Annotated in this window: 14 protein-coding genes; 12 read left to right on the top strand and 2 right to left on the bottom strand. The window is 57.4% G+C overall.

Features of this window, described 5'->3' with window-relative positions:
- Positions 1 to 26: 26 nt before the first annotated feature.
- From AB1L30_RS07785 to AB1L30_RS07775, 3 genes are all read left to right on the top strand, one after another.
- Positions 27 to 1385: a DUF1552 domain-containing protein gene (locus tag AB1L30_RS07785; RefSeq protein ID WP_367012858.1), complete on the top strand. Its 1359-nt coding sequence runs from the start codon at positions 27 to 29 to the stop codon at positions 1383 to 1385.
- Positions 1386 to 1618: 233 nt separating this feature from the next.
- Positions 1619 to 3229, top strand: a complete 1611-nt coding sequence (locus AB1L30_RS07780) for a HAMP domain-containing sensor histidine kinase (protein WP_367012857.1) — start codon at positions 1619 to 1621, stop codon at positions 3227 to 3229.
- Positions 3230 to 3233: 4 nt separating this feature from the next.
- Positions 3234 to 4595, top strand: coding sequence for a sigma-54 dependent transcriptional regulator (locus AB1L30_RS07775; RefSeq protein ID WP_367013040.1), 1362 nt, complete (start codon positions 3234 to 3236; stop codon positions 4593 to 4595).
- Positions 4596 to 4697: 102 nt separating this feature from the next.
- Here the strand turns inward: AB1L30_RS07775 and lexA are convergent, their stop codons facing one another.
- The gene (gene lexA / locus AB1L30_RS07770) at positions 4698 to 5309 is read right to left on the bottom strand and encodes a transcriptional repressor LexA (protein ID WP_345087735.1); all 612 of its coding nucleotides are present in this window, start codon (positions 5307 to 5309) and stop codon (positions 4698 to 4700) included.
- 251 nt (positions 5310 to 5560) lie between these two features.
- Here lexA and AB1L30_RS07765 point away from each other — a divergent pair, with 251 nt between their 5' ends.
- Positions 5561 to 5749, top strand: a complete 189-nt coding sequence (locus tag AB1L30_RS07765; RefSeq protein WP_367012856.1) for a Flp family type IVb pilin — start codon at positions 5561 to 5563, stop codon at positions 5747 to 5749.
- A gap of 69 nt (positions 5750 to 5818) precedes the next feature.
- Here the strand turns inward: AB1L30_RS07765 and nagB are convergent, their stop codons facing one another.
- Positions 5819 to 7708, bottom strand: coding sequence for a glucosamine-6-phosphate deaminase (gene nagB, locus AB1L30_RS07760; RefSeq protein WP_367012855.1), 1890 nt, complete (start codon positions 7706 to 7708; stop codon positions 5819 to 5821).
- Between the two features lie 352 nt (positions 7709 to 8060).
- On the opposite strand from nagB, the gene AB1L30_RS07755 reads away from it, so the two are divergent.
- The 8 genes from AB1L30_RS07755 to AB1L30_RS07720 all read left to right on the top strand — a co-directional run bounded on the left by AB1L30_RS07755 (position 8061) and on the right by AB1L30_RS07720 (position 19842).
- Positions 8061 to 12449, top strand: coding sequence for a PVC-type heme-binding CxxCH protein (locus AB1L30_RS07755; RefSeq protein WP_367012854.1), 4389 nt, complete (start codon positions 8061 to 8063; stop codon positions 12447 to 12449).
- Between the two features lie 283 nt (positions 12450 to 12732).
- On the top strand, positions 12733 to 13002 hold the full coding sequence (gene rpsR, locus AB1L30_RS07750; RefSeq protein WP_105329446.1) for a 30S ribosomal protein S18: 270 nt from the start codon (positions 12733 to 12735) through the stop codon (positions 13000 to 13002).
- 158 nt (positions 13003 to 13160) lie between these two features.
- The gene (locus AB1L30_RS07745) at positions 13161 to 13595 is read left to right on the top strand and encodes a thioesterase family protein (protein ID WP_367012853.1); all 435 of its coding nucleotides are present in this window, start codon (positions 13161 to 13163) and stop codon (positions 13593 to 13595) included.
- A 10-nt stretch (positions 13596 to 13605) separates the two neighbouring features.
- Complete coding sequence (locus AB1L30_RS07740; RefSeq protein WP_367012852.1) at positions 13606 to 14550, top strand: prenyltransferase/squalene oxidase repeat-containing protein; 945 nt, start codon at positions 13606 to 13608, stop codon at positions 14548 to 14550.
- 6 nt (positions 14551 to 14556) lie between these two features.
- Entirely contained in the window at positions 14557 to 15249 is a 693-nt protein-coding gene (locus AB1L30_RS07735; RefSeq protein ID WP_367012851.1) for an ABC transporter ATP-binding protein, read from the top strand.
- A 20-nt stretch (positions 15250 to 15269) separates the two neighbouring features.
- Positions 15270 to 18758: an FtsX-like permease family protein gene (locus AB1L30_RS07730; RefSeq protein WP_367012850.1), complete on the top strand. Its 3489-nt coding sequence runs from the start codon at positions 15270 to 15272 to the stop codon at positions 18756 to 18758.
- Positions 18759 to 18880: 122 nt separating this feature from the next.
- Complete coding sequence (locus AB1L30_RS07725) at positions 18881 to 19444, top strand: hypothetical protein (RefSeq protein ID WP_367012849.1); 564 nt, start codon at positions 18881 to 18883, stop codon at positions 19442 to 19444.
- Between the two features lie 23 nt (positions 19445 to 19467).
- Positions 19468 to 19842 (top strand): amidohydrolase, encoded by a 375-nt coding sequence (locus tag AB1L30_RS07720; protein WP_367012848.1) that lies wholly within the window; start codon positions 19468 to 19470, stop codon positions 19840 to 19842.
- Positions 19843 to 19934: the final 92 nt, after the last annotated feature.

Here is a 19934-nt window from a genome sequence, read left to right as displayed (position 1 = left end):
CCACGCGCCAAAAAGGAATTGATGCCATGACTATGCAATCCACTCGCCGCCATTTCCTCAGGGGACTCGGTTTGGCTGTGGCTTTGCCTGCGATGGAAAGCTTGATGCCGAACATCGCTCAGGCCGCCAGCAAGCCGGCAACCACCGCCGCTGGTGATCCCCTACGCTCCGCCTTTCTGTATGTGCCTAATGGCGTGAACGTCTCGAAGTGGTTCCCTGAAGGAACCGGCAGCCAGTACAAGCTGAACGAGACCATGCAGCCACTTCAAAACCTGCGAAGCGACTTCCAGGTCTTAAGCGGACTGGCTCACACGCACGGCTTTGCCAATGGCGACGGCGCCGGCGACCATGCCCGCGCCCACTCGACCTTCTTGACCGGGGCTCGCCCGAAGAAGACCGCCGGGGCCGATATTCAGGTGGGCGTTTCGATCGACCAGGAAATGGCCAAGCATCTTGGCAGCACGACCCGACTTCCATCGCTCGAGCTTTCGTGCGACGGAGCTCGTAAATCGGGCGCTTGCGACTCAGGCTATTCATGTGCCTACCAGTTCAATCTGTCGTGGCGTACCGAAAATACCCCAATGACCGCCGAGTCGAACCCACGTCTGGTGTTCGAACGTCTCTTCGGTCGTGGCACCGGGGACGAGCGTCAAAAGAACTTCGATCGCCGTATGTCGGAACGCCGCTCGGTGCTCGACTTCGTGATGACCGAAACGAAGTCGATGTCGTCGAAGCTGGGCCGTAATGACGTGCACAAGCTGGACGAATACCTGACCGGCGTTCGCGAAATTGAAAAGCGAATCGAAAACGCCGAGCATTTCCGCGACCTTCCGCAGGTCGAGATGGAAGCTCCCTCGGGCATCCCGAAGGATTACGCTCAGCACATCCGTTTGATGTTCGACCTGTTGGCCCTGTCGTTCCAGACCGACTCGACCCGCGTCGCTTCGTTCATGCTGGCTCACGACGGCAGCAATCGCAACTTCAAGGAAATCGGCGTTTCGGAAGGGCATCACAGCCTCTCGCATCACCAGAACAAGCCAGAAACCCTGGAGAAGATCGCCAAGGTCGACAAGTTCTATGTCAGCCACCTGGCCTACTTCCTCGAGAAGCTGAAGAGCCTGAAAGATCCTTCGGGTGCCTCGATCCTGGACAACTCGATGATTGTTTACGGTAGCGGCCTGTGCGACGGCAACCGCCACAACCACGACAACCTGCCGCTGATCCTGGCTGGTAAGGGTGGCGGGGCGCTGCAGACGGATCGCCACATCCAACTGGAAGCAAAACAGCGTACGCCAATGGCAAACCTGTTTGTCTCGATGATGGACAAGATGGGCATTCAAGATCCTGATTTCGGCGACTCGACCGGCTCGCTCGATATCATCTAAGAGCCGAACGCATCGAACTCGATGGATTCATAAGTGCCGCTGGCCCCGCTAGCGGCACTTTTTTTATCGACCGTGGTCGTCAATCTGATGAATCGTCCCACATCGGCCTTGTAAATTTTGCAAAACAGTTGATACACTCTTCCTCGCGCACCAAATGCCTATGGGATGCGTAAAGGATCGACCGGCACCGATTGATGGCCGGTCTCTGATGCTTCTGCGACAAGGAGGTCGCGGTGCTCAACCGACGTCCACTCAAGCATAAATTGATGATTGGCAGCGGCTTGCTGCTGGGACTGGTTCTCGCCTTATTCGCGGTTACCATCACCGGCGGTCTGTCGTACCGGCAAGTGGCGCGCGACATTAGTGCCCGCTCGGCCGAGCTTCCGCTGGCAATCGACTTCTCGCTAACGGTGACCGAGCTTCGTCACACGCTGAACCAGGCGAAACACTCCAAACGCTTCGGCTTCCACGACACGCAGCTCGATCTGACCCTCATCCGCGAAGACTTCCGCACCAAGTTCCTCTCGGTGCAAGAGGCCCTTCGTCGTTACGAAGAGCAGCTTAACCGCAGCTTTGCCGGTGACAGCGATATCGGCGACGACTCGGACGAACGAAACACAATCGGCGAGATCCATGGCTCGCTGCATAAGCTGGACGACATCTACCAGAACGCCGACTGGTTCTTAAACGAGATCAAGAACGAAGAACTCTCCGGTGAAGTCGATCACCTGCACATGCTGGCTAAGAAGCTGCCTAGTTTTCTGATCGAAGACATGCAGCAGCTTAAAGATGAAGTCCGTGGCCAATACCGCCTTTGGATTTCCGCTTCAGCCGTGGTGATGGCCCTAACGGTTTTTGCGATTGTCTTCGCCGGCTATGCCAGTTGGCGCTGGCTGTTCAGTCCACTTCGCACGCTGATGGATGGCTCGCGACGGGTTGCCAACGGCGACTTCGATCACCGCATCCAACTCGACGGCCACGCTGAGCTGGCGATCCTGGCGGATGCGATGAATGCCATGACGCACCGTTTCCAGGCGATCGAGTCGAACCTGAACGATCAGGTTCAAGACCGCACACGCCAGGTCGTGCGGAGCGAACAGCTTGCCAGCGTTGGCTTCCTGGCTGCTGGCGTCGCCCACGAAATCAACAACCCGCTCGCTTCGATTGCTTTCTGTGCCGAGTCGCTACGCTCGCGCATCAATGAAGGCATCGACGATTCGGATAACGAAACGACCCATTTCCGGGATTGCGACGTAACCGTATTGCAGACCTACCTCGGAATGATTGAGGAAGAGGCCTTTCGCTGCAAGGAGATTACTGAACGTTTGCTCGACTTCTCGCGTCTGGGAGATGTCGAGAAGACGGAAACTGACGTTCGCGATTTGGTGCAAGGCGTGATCGACATGGTCCGGCACCTGGGCAAGTATCGCGAAAAGAATTTGATCTTCGAGGACGACCAGGTCGCCCTCGCACCGGTCAATGGACCGGAAATCAAGCAAGTGGTTCTTAACCTGATTACCAACGCACTCGACAGCATCGACCCAGGCGGAACCGTCCTGGTGAAGATCAGCGAAGATCGAGAGCAGGTGAAAGTCACGGTGAAAGATGATGGCTGCGGCATGACCGATGAAGTCCGTCGCCACTTGTTTGAACCGTTTTTTACCCGCCGCCGGGATGGCCAAGGGACAGGACTGGGGCTCTCCATTTCGTATCGTATCGTGAGTGATCACGGTGGTCATATCGATGCATGGAGCGAAGGGCCAGGCCTCGGAAGTGAGTTTAGTTTTACGCTGCCATGCAGGGAAGCAAGTAAGCGCAATGAGCGAAGACACCAAGCAGCCTGAATCGCTGAAGATTCTGTTTGCCGACGATGAGAAGTCTCTCCAGAAGCTGATGAGCCTAGAGCTCCCTCGGCTGGGACACACGGTCACGGTTTGCCCTGACGGCATTACCGCGATCGCTGCGTTGGAGAAAGAAGACTTCGACTGCATCCTGGTCGATCTCGATATGCCTGGCAAAAGCGGTATCGACGTGATTGAAAAGGCGAAGGAATTTTCGCCCGAGACCGAAGCCATCATTCTGACCGGCAAATCGTCGACCGAGAGCGCGATCGCCGCGGTCCGCTTCAAGGTCTATGCCTATCTCACCAAGCCTTGCCGCTTGATGGAACTGAAGACCTTGCTGGAAGGGGTTGCCAAGAAACGTGAGCAAGATCGCAAGATCAAGGCGCTCACCAGCCGGCTCGACCGCATCGAAGGCAAGTCGAAGCTGATCGGCGACTCGGGAGCGATGGAGGTCGTCAACAAGATGATCGCCAAGGTCGCGCCGTCGAACTCGGCCGTGCTGATTCGTGGCGAAACGGGCACCGGTAAAGAACTGGTTGCCAAAGCCATTCACGATCAAAGCCTGCGGCATTCCCAGCCATTCGTGGCGGTCAACTGTGGGGCATTGCCTGAGAATCTGATCGAAAGCGAACTGTTCGGCCATCGCAAGGGCGCGTTCACCGGGGCGGAAGAAACTCGGATCGGCCTGTTCGAGGTCGCTCATGGCGGCTCGCTGTTTCTCGACGAAATCGGCGAGTTGCCCAAGTCTCTGCAAGCGAAGCTGTTGCGTGTGCTCGAAACGGGCGAGATCCGCCGCGTGGGTGAAAACAGCTCGATCAAGGTCGATGTCCGCATCATCAGCGCGACCCACCGTCACCTGGAAGACATGGTTCGCGAGGGCGATTTCCGCGAAGACTTGATGTTCCGCATCAACACCTTCGAAATTCAGTTGCCGCCTCTGCGAGAACGCACGGAAGACATTCCGCTGCTGGCCGAGCACATCAGTCGCCGGTTCTGGCCAACGATCCCGATGACGCATACCGTCTTTGCGACCGAGACCATCCATGCCCTGAAGTCGCACTCGTGGCCAGGCAATGTTCGCGAGCTGGCGAATGTGGTCGAACATGCGACGATTTTGTGCGAAGAGCTGCCGATCCAACCGCAGCATTTGCCTCGCCGCTTCAACGAACAGGCCACCGTCGGTCCGCCGCAACTGCGAGCGGTTATGGGGCCGATGTCGCTTCGTGAACTGGAAATGCAAGCCATTCACGAAGCACTTGATCGACACGAAGGCAACAAGCCACAAGCGGCCGAAGAACTCGGCATCAGCCTGAAGACGCTTTACAACAAGCTGAACCAGGCCACCGCCAGCGAAAAGTCGGCCTAAGCCATTCGGTAGGTCCGTAAAAACATTGAGGCCAGACGTGATTCACGCTGGCCTCTTTTATTTTCTTGGCGTTGGTCCACCCATCGATCAGGTGCAAGTCTCTTAGAACTTACGCACGACCCCGATCACCACGCCCCGTACCTTGGCGTTCTTCACGTAGATGGGTTCCATGGTGCTGTTCGCCGGCTGCAAGCGGATACGGTTCTTTTCGGGGAACCAATACTTGAGCGTCGCTTCGCCGTCGTCGGTTTCTGCCACGACGATATCGCCGGTCCGAGCCGAATCTTGCTGCTTCACCACGACGTAGTCCCCGTCGTCGATGTGCGCTTCGGTCATCGAATCGCCTGAGACTTCCAACACAAAGTGGTCGTGGCGATTAAACATCGTGCCAAAGTCGACCCGATCGGTCTGGCTGATTGCTTCATGCAGAACACCGGCGGCAATCCGCCCTGCCAAAGGCAAACCAACTTCTTCTTCGACTTCGGCTCGCAGTTGGATGGCCCTCGACATGTTCTTTTCACGCGAGATAAGCCCTTTGCGTTCCAGGGCTTTTAGATGACAGACCACGCCGTTGGGCGAGCTGATCTCGAACTGTTCGCCGATTTCCCGAACGGTCGGTCCGTAGCCGCGAGACTGGATCTTGTCGCGAATGAAGAGAAAGACGTCTTTTTGTCGCTTGGTGAGAGCATCGGTTGCCGACTGCGAACTTGCCATGTTCAGGGATCCTGATCCGTCGCGCTAATTCCCCTTCCAGCATGGAAAGGCGATGTCGGAATTAGAGCCTAGCCCCCCGCTGTACATATGTCAACTCCTATAAGGCGCACCGTCTGGCGATTTTTTTGCCTCACCCCCAAACATGACGTAGGGTTCAATTGCCTTCTTCCCGTGAATCCGGGGCACCTTGCGCAATGGATTCCTCACGTCCCCCTTTTCTGGTCGATCCTTCCGCTCACAGGATAGGTGCCATGCTCCCCAAAATCGTACGCTTTCTTCGCTCGGAAGATGGCCCGACTTCGGTCGAATACGCCATCCTGCTGGCGATGATCTTGATGGCCGTTATCGGCTCGATCACCTTCATTGGTACGCTTACCAAAGACAGCTTCAATTACTCGAAGACAGAAATCGAACGCACCTTCCCAGATCTGGGCATCTAAGAAAAAAGGTGACCCCGATTTCGCTCGAGGCCACCTCTATTTGATTCTCTGGGTCGAAGCCAGTTTCGCTTACAAAGGCTGTCCATTCCAGCGAACGAACGCTTCCATCGCGAAGTACTCGGGCAGGCCAATCTTGTTGTACGAATCTGCCGTACCCATATTTCGGTCTTCGGCTCGTTCCCAGAACTCTCGTGGGTCGGTCCCAGGGAATAACGCACTGTCTTTTTGGCTTTCGTGCATGAAGATCGCCTGACGCTTCTTCAGCATGTCGGTTGGCGACAGCGGAACGCAGATCTCGATTTCGTGCAGTGGGTATTCCTGCCACGCTCCGCGATACAGCAAAGCTTCGGGCCGCCTCCCAGTTTCCGCCTCGATCTCGAGCAATGCGTTGAAGATCGCCATCGCACAAACGCGGTGCGTTCCGTGTGGATCGGACAGGTCGCCCGCGATGTAGACCTGATCGGGTTGAACCTTCATGATCAGCTCTTTCACGATCCGAACGTCTTCAGGCCCCAGAGGATTCTTGGCTACCTTACCGGTCTGATAGAACGGGAGATCAAGGAAGTGCAAATGCTCTTCCTGGCAGCCTGCCTTCAAGGCTCCGGCAATCGCTTCGCTGCGGCGAATCAAGCCTTTGATCGTCAACACAGCGTCGATATCTGGCTCGCCAGGTGGCTTCTTTTTGAGCGACTCGGAAACCTGCTGCTCGACTTCGGCCGACTTCTGCTGGTCGATTCCGAACAGGCGGTTGTACTGCGTGACGAAATCGGCGAAACGCTGAGCATCGTGGTCAAATACCGCGATATTACCGCTGGTCATGTAAGCGACGTGAGCCTCGTGACCATCGTCAACCAGGCGAATCAACGTGCCACCCATGCTGATCACGTCGTCGTCCGGGTGGGGACTGAAGCAGATCGCTTTCTTCTTTTCTTTCCCGGCCGGATGGTACTCGATGGTATCCATCATCCAGCGGAACACGCGGTGCGCCAGGCTGGGCGCCGGACCATGGTGACGCAGCAACTGGTGCAAGTTGAACTTGCGGAAGTCGTCGTCGTCGAGCTTCAGCAAGGCCTTGCCGGTCTGTTCGCACAGCCACAGCACGGCTCGCTTGATCATCGTTTGGTCCCATTCGACCGGACCTTCGGTCCACGGCGTCGAGAACGCCGTCAACTTGCTAGCCGCAGCCGAGTCGACAAAGAACGCCGTGTCGCGATGTTCCTGCAGGATGGTCGCCGGCACGCGATTCGAGATCGGACCTTCGATCGTTTCACGAATGATCGATGCTTTGCCCTGGCCCAACGCCATCAGCAAGATCTTGCGAGCCTCGAGGATCGTACCGATCCCCATGGTGATGGCCTGGTGTGGGACATTTTCTTCGTGGAAGAAGTCGGACGCAGCTCCGCGACGGGTGATCGGGTCGAGCGTGCAGAGTCGCGTGCGGCTGTTGCGGATACTGAACGGCTCGTTAAAGCCGATGTGTCCGTTCGAGCCAATCCCCAACAGCATCAGGTCGATGCCACCTGCTTCGCGAATCTTGTTCTCGAAGTCTTCGCAATAGGCATCAACCTCGTCTAAGGGGATGGTGCCATCAGGGATGTGAATATTCTCCGACGGAATATTTACGTGCTGAAAGAAAACCTCGTGCATCGTGCGGTGATAACTTTGCAGTTGGTCAGGCTTCAAGCCGTAATACTCGTCCAGGTTGAAGGTAATGACGTTGGACAAGTCCAACCCTTCCTCCTGATGCATGCGAACCAGTTCTCGATAGACCCCCATGGGTGTGGAACCGGTTGGAAGCCCGAGCACGGCAGTGGCTTTTTGAGCCTGTCGTTCGCGAATAATTGCGGCGACGATTTCAGCGACGTGGCGAGAGAGGGCTTCGCTGGTGGAAAAAACAGAGCAAGGCAGAGCGGTTGACTGGATCGACATCACAGGTCGATCAGCGGTTCGTTCAGTCATGATTCTCGTTGTTCAGGTTGTAGGAAAACGAAGGTGTCACCCCCGTTTGAGTAAAAATCTCGAACCGAATCGGCAAGTATGAACGATCGCGCCTGGGTTGAATAGGTAGCCCGTCACCGGCGAATCGGAATTCGATGCAAAAAAGCTACAATCCGCGGGACTTATTTAGGGAGACTCCTGGCGAAACCCTACTATATTTGAAGAAGTCGAAAAATTTCGTTTTCGTCTTGGCTCATCCCCTACTACCAAGGCGACTGTTTCGGCTCAAGCCTTTTCACCAAAACGAGTTCCTCAAGCCCACCTCAATCAAATGCCGTGCGCCAATCGCTTTCTCACTTTTGTTACCAGTTTTTTGGCCCTTTGGGTCGGACTGGGCGTTGTCTCGGCCGCTGAAACTCAGGCTCCCGAGGATCGGCTTCAGATCCTGTTCCTGGGGGACAATGGCCACCACCAACCGGCGAAACGATTTGTCGAACTTCAGCCGGCGATGGAAGCCCGCGGAATCGATCTGAAGTACACCGATTCCCTGGCAGATATCACGCCAGAAACACTTGCAAAATTTGACGGGTTGATGATCTACGCCAACACCGAGCGTATCGATCCAGCAACCGAGGCTGCCTTGATTCAGTATGTCGAAGATGGTCACGGCCTGATTCCGCTGCACTGTGCTTCGTACTGCTTCTTGAACTCGCCGAAGTACATTGCCTTGGTGGGTGCCCAGTTCAAGAGCCACGGCACCGGCACCTTCCGCACCAAGATCGCCGAAGCCCAGCATCCGCTGATGAAGGGTTTTGAAGGGTTTGAAAGCTGGGACGAAACCTACGTCCATACCAAGCACAACGAAAAGAACCGCACCGTGCTCACCTATCGCATGGGCGATCACGAACAAGAGCCGTGGACCTGGGTTCGCGAGCAAGGTAAAGGCCGCGTCTTCTATACCGCTTGGGGTCACGATCAACGTACTTGGACCAACCCTGGTTTCCTGAACCTGGTCGAACGCGGCGTTCGCTGGGCTGTCGGTAGCGATCCGAGTGTTGTGCCTGCCTTCCCTCCGAAAGTCGAAGGACTGGTGACTGCCTTCGATCGTCCGATGGAAGTGCCGAAAGCCCAGAAGCCCAACACCGACGTCAAACCATTTGACTACGTTGACGTCGGCGCCAAGATTCCGAACTACACTGCCGGTGCCAACTGGGGCACGCAAGCCCAACCGCTGAACCTGATGCAGAAGCCTCTGACTCCCGAAGAATCGGAAAAGCACTTGGTGCTTCCAGAAGGCTTCGAAGCGAAGTTGTTCGCGTCGGAAGAAATCTTCGACGGTGGCAAGCCGATCGCTATGACCTGGGACGCTAAGGGGCGTCTCTGGATGTGTATGACGCTCGACTATCCCAACGAACTACACACCTCTGGCCCAGGCCGCGACCGAATCGTCGTTTGCGAAGACACCGATGGCGACCTGAAGGCGGACAAGGTCACGACCTTCGCCGAGGGTCTCAGCATTCCGACTTCGATCGCCTTCCACGACGGCGGCGTGATCGTGCAGAACGGCCGCGAAACGCTGTGGCTCAAAGACACCAACGGCGACGACGTGGCCGATGAAAAGAAGGTGATGTTCACCGGATGGAATATGGGTGACACCCACGGCGGTGTGAGCAACTTCCAGTATGGTCACGACAACTGGATCTGGGGCATGCAGGGGTACAACGACTCGCACCCTGTCGTGCAAGGAGTCGAACAGCCTGGCTTCCGCAACGGCTTCTTCCGCTTCAAGCCCGATGGCAGCAAGCTGGAATTCATCCGCTCGACCAACAACAACACCTGGGGCCTCGGCATCAGCGAAGAAGGTATCATCTTCGGTTCGACCGCCAACCACTGCCCTAGCGTCTACATGCCAATCCCGAACCGCTACTACGAAAAGGTTCGTGGCTGGACGGCTCGCCTGGTGCTGGACTCGATGGCCGATAGCCACAAGTTCGATCCAATCACCGACAAGGTGCGTCAGGTTGATCATCACGGTGGCTATACTGCCGGTGCCGGTCACTCGCTGTATACGGCTCGTAACTACCCAGAACCTTTCTGGAATCGCGTCGCGTTCGTCAACGGACCGACAGGTCACTTGACCGGTGCGTTTGTTATCTCGCGAGATGGCAGCGACTTCCATTCGACCAGCCCATTCAACCTGGTTGCTTCGGACGACGAATGGACCGCTCCGATTCAAAGCGAGGTCGGCCCGGATGGCAACGTCTGGGTGCTAGACTGGTACAACTACATCATACAGCACAACCCTACGCCGCATGGCTTCCAAACGGGGAAAGGCGCCGCATACGAAACCGATCTGCGTGACAAGCGTCATGGTCGCATCTACCGCATTGTTTACACCGGTGAAGGTGCCCGTCCCGATCAGCCCTGGCTAAAAGACCTGACCAAGGCGAGCCCGGAAGAACTGGTCGCCACGCTGAAGAGCGATAACCTGTTGTGGCGTCGTCACGCCCAACAGATCTTGGTGGAACGTGCCAATCTGGATGTCGTGCCTGGTCTGATCGCCTTACTGCAAGACGACACGATGGACGACATCGGTTTGAACGTCGGTGCGATTCACGCTCTGTGGACGCTCGATGGTCTGGGTGCGCTGGAAGATCCGAACAGCGATGCCACCAAGGCGGTTTACGCTGCCCTGCAGCACACCGCCCCAGGCGTTCGTCGCAATGCCGTTCAGGTTCTGCCGAACGCCGCCGAAAGCACCGCCGCGATCTTGAAGAGTGGCGTGCTGAACGACGTCGATCCTCAGGTTCGCCTGATGACCTTGCTCGCCCTGGCCGACCTTCCAGCCAGCGATGCCGCAGCCGCCGATATCCTGGCGATGATTTCGCTGCCTGTGAACGCTCAAGACCGCTGGATCCCAGACGCCGCGACCTCGGCCTCGGCCAACCAGGGAGCCAGCTTCCTAAAGGCAGTCGCCAAAGTCGACAAGATCGCTCCGGAAACGCAGCGTTTAGTGGCAATTGTCACGGAACATTATGCCCGCGGAGGCCCGGTCGATTCGATCGCCGAGTTGCTGCCGGCAGTCGATCAAGCCCAGCCAGAAGTTGCCGACGCGATCGTCAGCGGCCTGGCCAAGGGTTGGCCCAAAGATGCGAAGCCGAAAGTCACGGATCAACTGGACGAGTCATTGGCCAGCCTCGCTAAGAAGCTGCCAAACTCGACCCGTGGTCAGTTGATCCGAATGGCGGTCAGTTGGGGCAGCGACCGCCTGACTTCGCAGCTTCAAGACCTGGTTGATAGCTCGCTCGAGAGCATCGAGTCAGGCGAACTGAACGCTCGCCAGACGCAGCAACTCGCCAAGGAGATCATCGAGCTGAACGTGAAGATGGATCCACCGGTTGAAGCGAAACTGCTAGACACAGTCGGCCCTCAAACGTCGGCCGAAGTGACCCAGGCCATCCTGCTCGCTTTGAAGTCGAGCGAAAACGATTCGCTGGGTGGGTACCTTCTGGATATCCTTCCGACGCTGACCCCGTCTGCCCGTAAGGATGCCATTGGCGTGATGCTGGGACGGCCAGCTTGGACCATCGACCTGCTGTCGGCCCTCGACAAAGGTTCGATCCAATTGAACGAATTGGCACTCGACCAGCGTCAGTCGCTGGCCCAGCATCCTGACAAAGAACTGCGTAAGAAAGCCGAAGCGTTGTTCGCTCGCGGGGGTGCATTGCCAAGTGCTGACCGCCAGAAGGTGATCAAGGAACTGTGGGCCACCACCGAAGCGAAAGGCGATCCAGCCGCTGGCAAACTGGTCTTCAAGCGTGAATGCTCGAAGTGCCATATCCATAGTGGCGAAGGCTCGAAGATCGGCCCTGACCTGACCGGAATGGCCGTTCATCCGAAGTCGCAGTTGCTGACGGAAATCCTCGATCCAAACCGCAGCGTCGAATCGAACTACCGCACCTACATGGTCGCCACTCTCGACGGCCGCGTGCTGAGTGGTTTGCTTGCTTCGGAAAGCCGGACCGCAATCGAACTGGTCGATGCCGAAGGCAAGCAGCAATCGATCCTGCGAGAAGACATCGAAGAACTTCGTGGCACTCCGCAGTCGCTGATGCCGGTTGGTTTCGAGAAGCAGATCAAGCCGGAAGAGTTCGTCGACCTGCTCGCCTTCCTGACCAACCGCGGCAAGTTCGTGCCGATCCCGCTCGACAAGGTCGCCACGGCGGTCAGCACCGAGGGGATGTTCATCTCGAAGGACTCGCCAATCGAAACGTTGGCCTTCGATACCTGGGAACCGAAGACCTTTGAAGGAGTCCCGTTCCAGCTGATCGATCCTCAAGGAACGAGCAAGCCGAACGTGATCCTGCTCAATGGTCCGTCCGGGTACCTGCCACCCAAGATGCCGAAGGAAGTCTCGCTGCCCTGCAACATGCCGGTCAAAGCGATCCATATCCTGGGTGGTGTCGCCGGCTGGGCCTCGCCTTACGGCGAAAAGGGTTCGACCTCGATGATCGTCCGGATCACGTACGAAGATGGCACGACCGAAGACCATCCGCTGCGAAATGGCATCGAGATCGCGGACTACATCCGCCGGGTCGACGTGCCGGAGTCGAAGTTCGCCTTCGACCTGAATGGTCGCCAGGTCCGCTACCTCGCGGTGAGCCCAAAGGAAGCCAAACCGGTTAAATCGATCGATCTGGTGAAAGGAACCGACTCGACCGCCCCGGTCGTCATGGCCGTGACCGTCGAAGCTGCTGAGTAACCTAAGTTGTTACTATAGCGAATGTTTCAGCAAATCCCCCGTAGTCGATCGCTGGTCGCACGGGGGATTTTTCGTTCGCAAGATCCCCAGTACGGCCAATCGCAGCCAAAGGCCGCTTCGATTCTGGCATTGGGGGTTGCGATATCGGGTGAGCACCTATAAAATCTTGGGTTTCCACTCGACAGAAATTCCAGGTTAAGGGCACCAGCGGCCCGTAAACCTCTTAGTCATATCGAGTTTGGCCGCGTCAGCATGCGGCTCAAAGTACGCCCGAAAGAGAATTATGAGACCAGCCAACCGCTCTAAAGCCCGCAAGCGTGCCAAGACCAAGGCCCGTGTATCCAAGAAGGATCCGATTTTCGTCGATGGCAAACGTCCACGTCCCATGTTTGTGGACTACAAGGACGTGGAGCTGCTGAAGAAGCTGACCAACCGTCATGGCCGTATCGTCGGTCGCCGTAAGAGCGGCTGCACCGCAGTGAGCCAGCACGCGGTTACCCAGGCGATCAAGCGTGCCCGCTTCATGGCACTGCTGGCCTACGTCAAGGACTAGTTCTCGATACCGAGAACCCTTGCCAGGCAATTCAGCCACGGCTAACAAATCAAATAAGCCTGCTTTTTCGCGAAAGCAGGCTTTTTCTATGCGCTTCCCCCATTGGCCTCGTATTGATTCACGCCTCGAACTGCCAACAATGGGGCAAGGAGTACTTCATGTCGCAAACGTTTCAGACCACTCGCCGCGTCGAATTTCGAGATACCGACGCCGCCGGGATCGTGCACTTCTCGGCGTTCCTCTTCTACATGGAACAGGTCGAGCACGAATTCCTACGTTCGCTGAGCCTCAGTGTGCATCATCCGCTGGACGAGTACTCGATGAGCTGGCCACGCGTTTCGGTCCAATGCGACTACAAAGGCCCCGCCAAGTTTGAAGAAGTGCTCGATGCCTCGTTGGCCGTTACCCGTCTCGGCTCGCGTAGCGTGACCTATCGCACCCGATTCCACCGCGACTCGGTCCTGCTGGCCGAAGGCTCGATCACGGCAGTCTGCTGCCAGGTTCAACCAGGACTGCCGCCCAAGAGCATGGACATTCCGGAGTGGTTCAAAGAGAAGCTGCTGCCGTTCGTCGACTCGTCTGCCTCTACTTAGAACTGACCGCATGTTTTCCTACCACGAACAACTCACTCTGCGACTGGCCGCCGGCCTGGGCGAAGTGGACGAAGCGACTCGCACTCGGCATAGCCGTTTCTTACTTGGCAAGCAGCAGCCCGATGGCGGATTCGCTGGCCGAGAAGGAGCGAGCGACCTTTACTACACCAGCTTCGGCCTGCGAAGCCTCGCGATCCTGGGCGAACTGCATGGAAGCGTCGCCGAACGTGCCGCCGCGTTCCTGAAGACACGCCTGGCCGGCCATGAATCGGTCGTCGACTTCATGTCGCTCATTTACAGTGCCAAGCTGCTGGAAACGGCCGCCGGTATCGATATCTTTGCCGATGCCTCCGCCGACTGGCGACGTAGCGTGGCCGATACGCTCAACGCGCTTCGCCGCGACGATGGTGGCTATGCCAAAGGCCCCGAAGGGATGGCCAGCAGCACCTACCATACGTTTCTGGTGCTGCTCTGCCTGCAACTGATTCAGCAACCGATTCAACAGCCCGAGTCGATGGTCACGTTTCTGCTGTCGCAAGAATCGGACGAAGGTGGCTTCCGCGAGATCCGAGCGAGCAAACGCGCCGGCACCAATCCGACCGCCGCCGCGATCGGAGCTCTGCGCATCCTCGATAGCCTGACCGAAGAAATCATCGACGGCACGCTCGACTTCCTGGTCGATATGCAGAACGACGAAGGAGGCTTGCGAGCCAACACGCGGATTCCGATTGCCGACGTGCTGAGCACCTTCACCGGGATGCTGACTCTGACCGACCTGGAAGGCCTCGACGAGATCGATCAGAACGACGCCCTCACGTACGTTCGCAGTCTGGAACAAGACAACGGCGGCTTCTTCGGAGCGGCCTGGGACGAGGTTGCAGACGTCGAATACACCTTCTATGGTTTGGGCAGCCTCGCACTGCTGCACGTACCTAGTCACTTCACCTTGGATTAATCGATCATGGCGGACCTCGTAATCGAGCACCTGGCGAAGGAGTACCCGACCCGGGCCGAATCGCTTAAGGTGCTGCAAGACATCTCGCTCTCGCTTTCCTCGGGTGAAAGTGCCGCAATCCTCGGCCCCAGCGGCTGTGGCAAGAGCACCCTGCTCTACTGCATTGGCACCCTCGAAGCACCTTCGTCCGGCAAGGTAACCCTCGACGGGCAAGATCCGTTCGCCCTTAACGAGACTGCCCTGGCCCGCTTTCGCAGCGAGAACATCGGCTTCATCTTTCAGGATCATCATCTGCTGCCGCAGTTGACCGTGCTCGAGAATGTCCTCGTTCCCACGCTGGCCGAAGGAAGCGCTTCGCCGCAGCAGATCGAACGTGCCAAGATGCTGATCGAACGCGTCGGTCTCAGTCAACGCATCGAACATCGCTCGGCGGAACTCTCCGGCGGTGAACGCCAACGCGTCGCGGTCGCTCGCAGCTTGATCCACCAACCCAAGCTGCTGCTGGCGGACGAACCGACCGGTAACCTCGATAAAACCAACGCCGAATCGATTGGCAACTTGCTGCTGGAACTGCAGAAGGAAGAAGGCTCGATCCTGCTGGTGGTCACCCACAGCCAGGAACTCGCCACGATCTTCCAGCGGCAATACATGCTCGACGACGGAAAGTTGCAGTCGCAAAGTTCCGTCCAACCCTCCTAACGCCAAGAGAGGCCTTTCCGATGAATCGTTGGCGTCTGGTTGTTCGCAGTACCTGGCAATTCTGGCAAACCAATCTGGCCGTGCTTTTGGGCGTGGCCGCCGCGACTGCGGTGCTGACTGGTGCGCTGATTATTGGCGATTCGGTTCGTGGCAGCCTTCGCGATCTGGCGTTGTCTCGCCTCGGATCGATTCATGAAATCTTGCTGGCCGACCGCTTCTTCCGCCCGGAGATCGCTCAGCAAATCACCGCCGAAAACGCCAGCACCACCGCGGTGCCGATTGTTTTGATGCAAGGCACATTGCAAACGGTTGCCCCTAAACCTGGCGATCCCACCAAGGTCGCTGGAAACCTTGCCGTGCTGGGGATCGATGAAGCGTTCTGGCAACTGGGCGAGGTCCCTGGCTGGAAGCCGATCCCGCTGGCTCGCGACGAGATCATCCTCAACCAACCACTCGCCGACGAACTGATGGTTCAAGCAGGCGACCTGGTCACGCTGCGTTTGCCTGGCGGCAACGATGTTCCTGCCGACAGTCCCCTGGGCCGCAAGACTGCTGAAACGCAAAGCCTTCCTCGCCTGACCGTCAAAGCGGTGATTCCGGCCGAAGGTCTCGGTCGTTTCGGGATGCACCCTACGCAGCAGTTGCCAATGAATGCGTTCGCATCGCGAGAAGCATTGCAGTCTGCTTTGCAGCAAGACGATCGCGTCAACGCCGTGCTGATTAGCCATCCTGACAAGATCACGGTCGATCTTTCCAAACTGGAACTATCGCTCGCCGATTACAACTTTGAACTCGCCCAGGTCGAGCAGCAGTTCAAGCCGGCCGACGGCGACGAAGAAACGATCTACGACTACTGGCAACTCACCAGCAGCCGCATGATCTTCGGCAAGACCGCCTCGCAGACTTTGCAGGAAGCGTTCCCCAATCAAGCCGAAACGACACTGACCTACCTCGCCACATCGATTGGCAAGGGAGACCTCCCGAGCGAAACCGATCCAGGCTCGATTCCTTACTCCACGGTTACGGCTCTCGACTTTAGCAAACTTGCCTACCCACTGCTCGACCAGGATGGCAAGCCGATCGCTCAAGTTGGCGAAGACGAAGTCGTGTTGAACTCGTGGGCTGCTAGTCGCCTGGATGCGAAGGTAGGCGACACGATCTACCTGCAATACTTCGAGCCAGAAAGCTCGCATGGCGTTGCCAAAGAAACCGGCCATACGTTTCGCCTCGCCGCGATCACGCCGCTAACCGAGCCAACCCAGCCATTCCGACGCCGTCGTCCGCCGGTCTTCGACCAGACCCCGACCACGGCCAACGATCCCGACTACACGCCAGTGGTCGAAGGGATTACCGATCAAGATTCGATCGACGACTGGGATCCTCCGTTTCCGTACGATAACTCACGCATCGGCCGCGAAGACGAAGACTATTGGGACAACTATCGCACGACTCCGAAGCTGTTTATGCCGCTGGCAACCGGACAAAAGCTGTGGGGCAGCCGCTTTGGCGAAGTCACAGCGATCCGCTTCCCAGGCAGCAAGTACGAAGAAGCCGATCTGCAGGCAAAGGTCGAAGCAGCCCTGGCACCGAAGCGAGACGAACTCGGGTTCCGTGTGCTGACCGTTCGCGCCGACGCCCTCCGAGCAGCCAGCGGAACGACACCATTCAATGTGCTGTTCATGGGCTTCTCGATGTTCATTATTGCCTCGGCGCTGATGCTCGTCTCGCTGCTCTTTCGCCTCGGTCTGGAACAACGGAGCCGACAAATCGGTTTGCTTCAGGCGATCGGTTTGAATCGCAAAGTTACCCAGGGGATGCTCATGCGAGAGGCTGGTTTGGTTTCGCTGGCTGGCAGTGTCGCTGGGGTTCTGATTGGCATTGGCTATGCCTGGCTGATGCTGGTCGGACTACGAACCTGGTGGCTGGGCGCCGTCGTCACGCCATTCCTCGAACTGCATCTCGATAACCCAACGAGCTTGATCATCGGCCTGGTGAGCGGAACACTCGTCTGCCTGCTGACCATTTATATGGGGATGCGTGGGCTGAAGAAGCTTTCAATTCGAGGACTGTTGCAAGGCTCGACCACTGATACGCAGCAAACCTACGGCAAGCGAAGTCGCTGGGCACTTTGGGCCGGAATCGCCGCGGCCTTCGGTGCTGTGGGCCTGTCGGTTCTCGCGACGGGTCTTGGTGGCGAAGCCCAAGCCGGTGCATTCTTCGGTTCAGGTGCCATGGTTTTGACTGCTTGCTTGATGCTGCTATGGCACGCCCTGCGAGGCGGACTTGGCTCAGGCAACTCCATTAGCTTTTCACTGGGGCAACTCTCGCTGAGCAATGCCGCCCGAAACCCTGGCCGCAGCACATTGACCGTTGGGTTGATTGGCTCGGCAGCGTTCTTGATCGTTGCGATCGGTGCCTTTCGACTCGCCCCCACCGATCGCGGTGCTGGCGGCATGAACCTGATCGCCGAAAGTTCGCAGCCCCTTTATCACAATCTCAATACTGTCGAAGGTCGCATCGACACGGGCTTCAGCGAGAAAGAAGAAGCGGTCCTCGCTGGCTCGACGGTGCTTTCGCTGCGGGTTCAACCAGGCGACGACGCAAGCTGCTTGAACCTTTATCAATCCAATAGTCCCCGTGTCCTGGGCGTTACCCCGGGGATGGTCGACTACTACGATCAGGCCGACGTCACGTCATTCGAGTGGGCAGGCTCGGCAGCGACGGATGAAACGGAACGAAAGAACCCGTGGCACGTGCTCGATCAAGTTGCCGACGCCGAAGATACTCCGATTCCGGTCGTGCTCGATAAGAACACGGCGATGTATGCCTTGCACTTATACAGTGGCGTCGGCGAGCAGTTCACCACCACTGACGACGACGGCCGGGAAACGAAATACATCGTTGCCGGGCTGCTTTCCAACAGTATCTTCCAAGGCAACCTGCTGGTCAGCGAAGCCAACTTCCTGGACCGCTACCCCGATGTCAGTGGTTACGAGATGTTCCTGATTCGCACACCGGAAGGGAAGCAAACCGAGGTCGCGCAGACGTTGGAAACGCGTCTGGCAGACCAAGGCTTCGATACGGTTTCTGCCGAACAGCAACTCACCAGTTTGCTGGCGGTTCAAAATACCTACCTGTCCACCTTCCAAAGTCTGGGAGCCCTCGGCCTTTTATTGGGAACGTTCGGGCTGGCTGCTGTTCAACTGCGAACGATCCTGGAACGTCGCTCGGAACTGGCTCTGTTGCGGGCCGCCGGTTTCGCGGGCGGTCGACTTCAATCGCTGGTCATGCGCGAGACAATGGTCTTGCTGCTGGGCGGCTTGTTGACCGGGGTAATCTCGGCCCTGGTCACGGTCGTGCCGCACATGCTGTTTGGCGATGCCTCGGTGCCGATCGTTTCCCTGGGGGGCATGCTGGGAACGATTTTGATTGTGGGAATCCTCAGCAGTAACCTGGCCGTGCGATCTGCCCTGAAGGGCGATATCGTCCCCGCCCTACGAGGAAGCTGATTCCGCTTCCCAGGCCCATCAACATCTCGCCAACAACCGTTTGCCTCGTTAGAATGGCGAAAAGTCGTTCTAACAAGTATTTTGACGCTCCCCCTCGGACCAACCCTGGAGATTACCTTTCCATGTCGCACTTCCTACTCATTATCGCTGGTATCGCGCTCACGGCGTTGTCTTGGGGTAGCTATGGCCCAGTGCTGCATGAAGGGCAACATCACCTGGGTAACGATCGCATTAAGCCACTGATCTGCGTCGGCCTGGCTTACCTGGTGATCGCTGTGATTTTGCCGAGTGCGTTTTTGCTCGCTCAAGGCAAGTTCACCACCGATTGGACCTTCACTGGTTTCTCGTGGAGCTTCGCCGCCGGCACCGCAGGGACCTTCGGTGCGTTCGGCATCATCCTGGCACTGACCAATGGTGGTAAGCCATGGATTGTGATGCCGTTGGTGTTTGGCTTCGCACCGATCGTCACCACCATCATTTCGCTGGCCACGAAGAACCTGTGGGCCCAAGCCAGCCCGATCTTCTATGCCGGGATCATCCTGGTGGTCGCCGGTGCGGTTACCGTGCTGGTTTTCGCTCCGAAGGGAGCTCCACCGGTGAAGACCGATCATGCCGCGAAGGCAGTCAAGTCGGCCGAGCCTGGCAATACGCCGCCAGCCGCCGAAGATCACTCGGAAACCAAGTAGGCCATCTCAGGAAATAGCTCCCGATGACCGATTCGGTACTCAGCCCGCAATCCCAGATGGAGGCCATCGACTTGCAGATGGCCCATCTGTGGATGGTGCGCACGTTTCTGAAACATGCCGAAGAAACGGAAGAGGACGACGAACTGCAAGAAGTCGCCCGAACGCTGTACGACTATATGCTGGCCCTTGGCCCCGCGGCCCAAGCCGGCGATACGACAGCCTATTTAAAACAGGCCAAGAAGAAGTTCAGCAAGCTTCGCAAAGCTGGCGAACTGTTCGAGGAAATCCAGCCAGAGATCTCGGACCACACCAACTTCAAAATGGCAGTAATCAGTTGCCGACAGGTGATTCAGCAGGTCGAAGCGATTTTGAACGCTAGCACTTCGTCCGCCTCGTAGCCGGTTCTCTATTTGCCCCGCTATCAATTCTCGATATAACAGAGGCCCGATGGTCTCTGCCCCGGCACCCCAAGGATGGGATTTGCCCGGCG

This window comes from Bremerella sp. JC817, from assembly GCF_040718835.1.
Lineage (GTDB): Bacteria > Planctomycetota > Planctomycetia > Pirellulales > Pirellulaceae > Bremerella.
The sequence above is the reverse complement of the archived record's forward strand: the minus strand, read 5'-3'. Positions and strand labels throughout refer to the sequence as shown.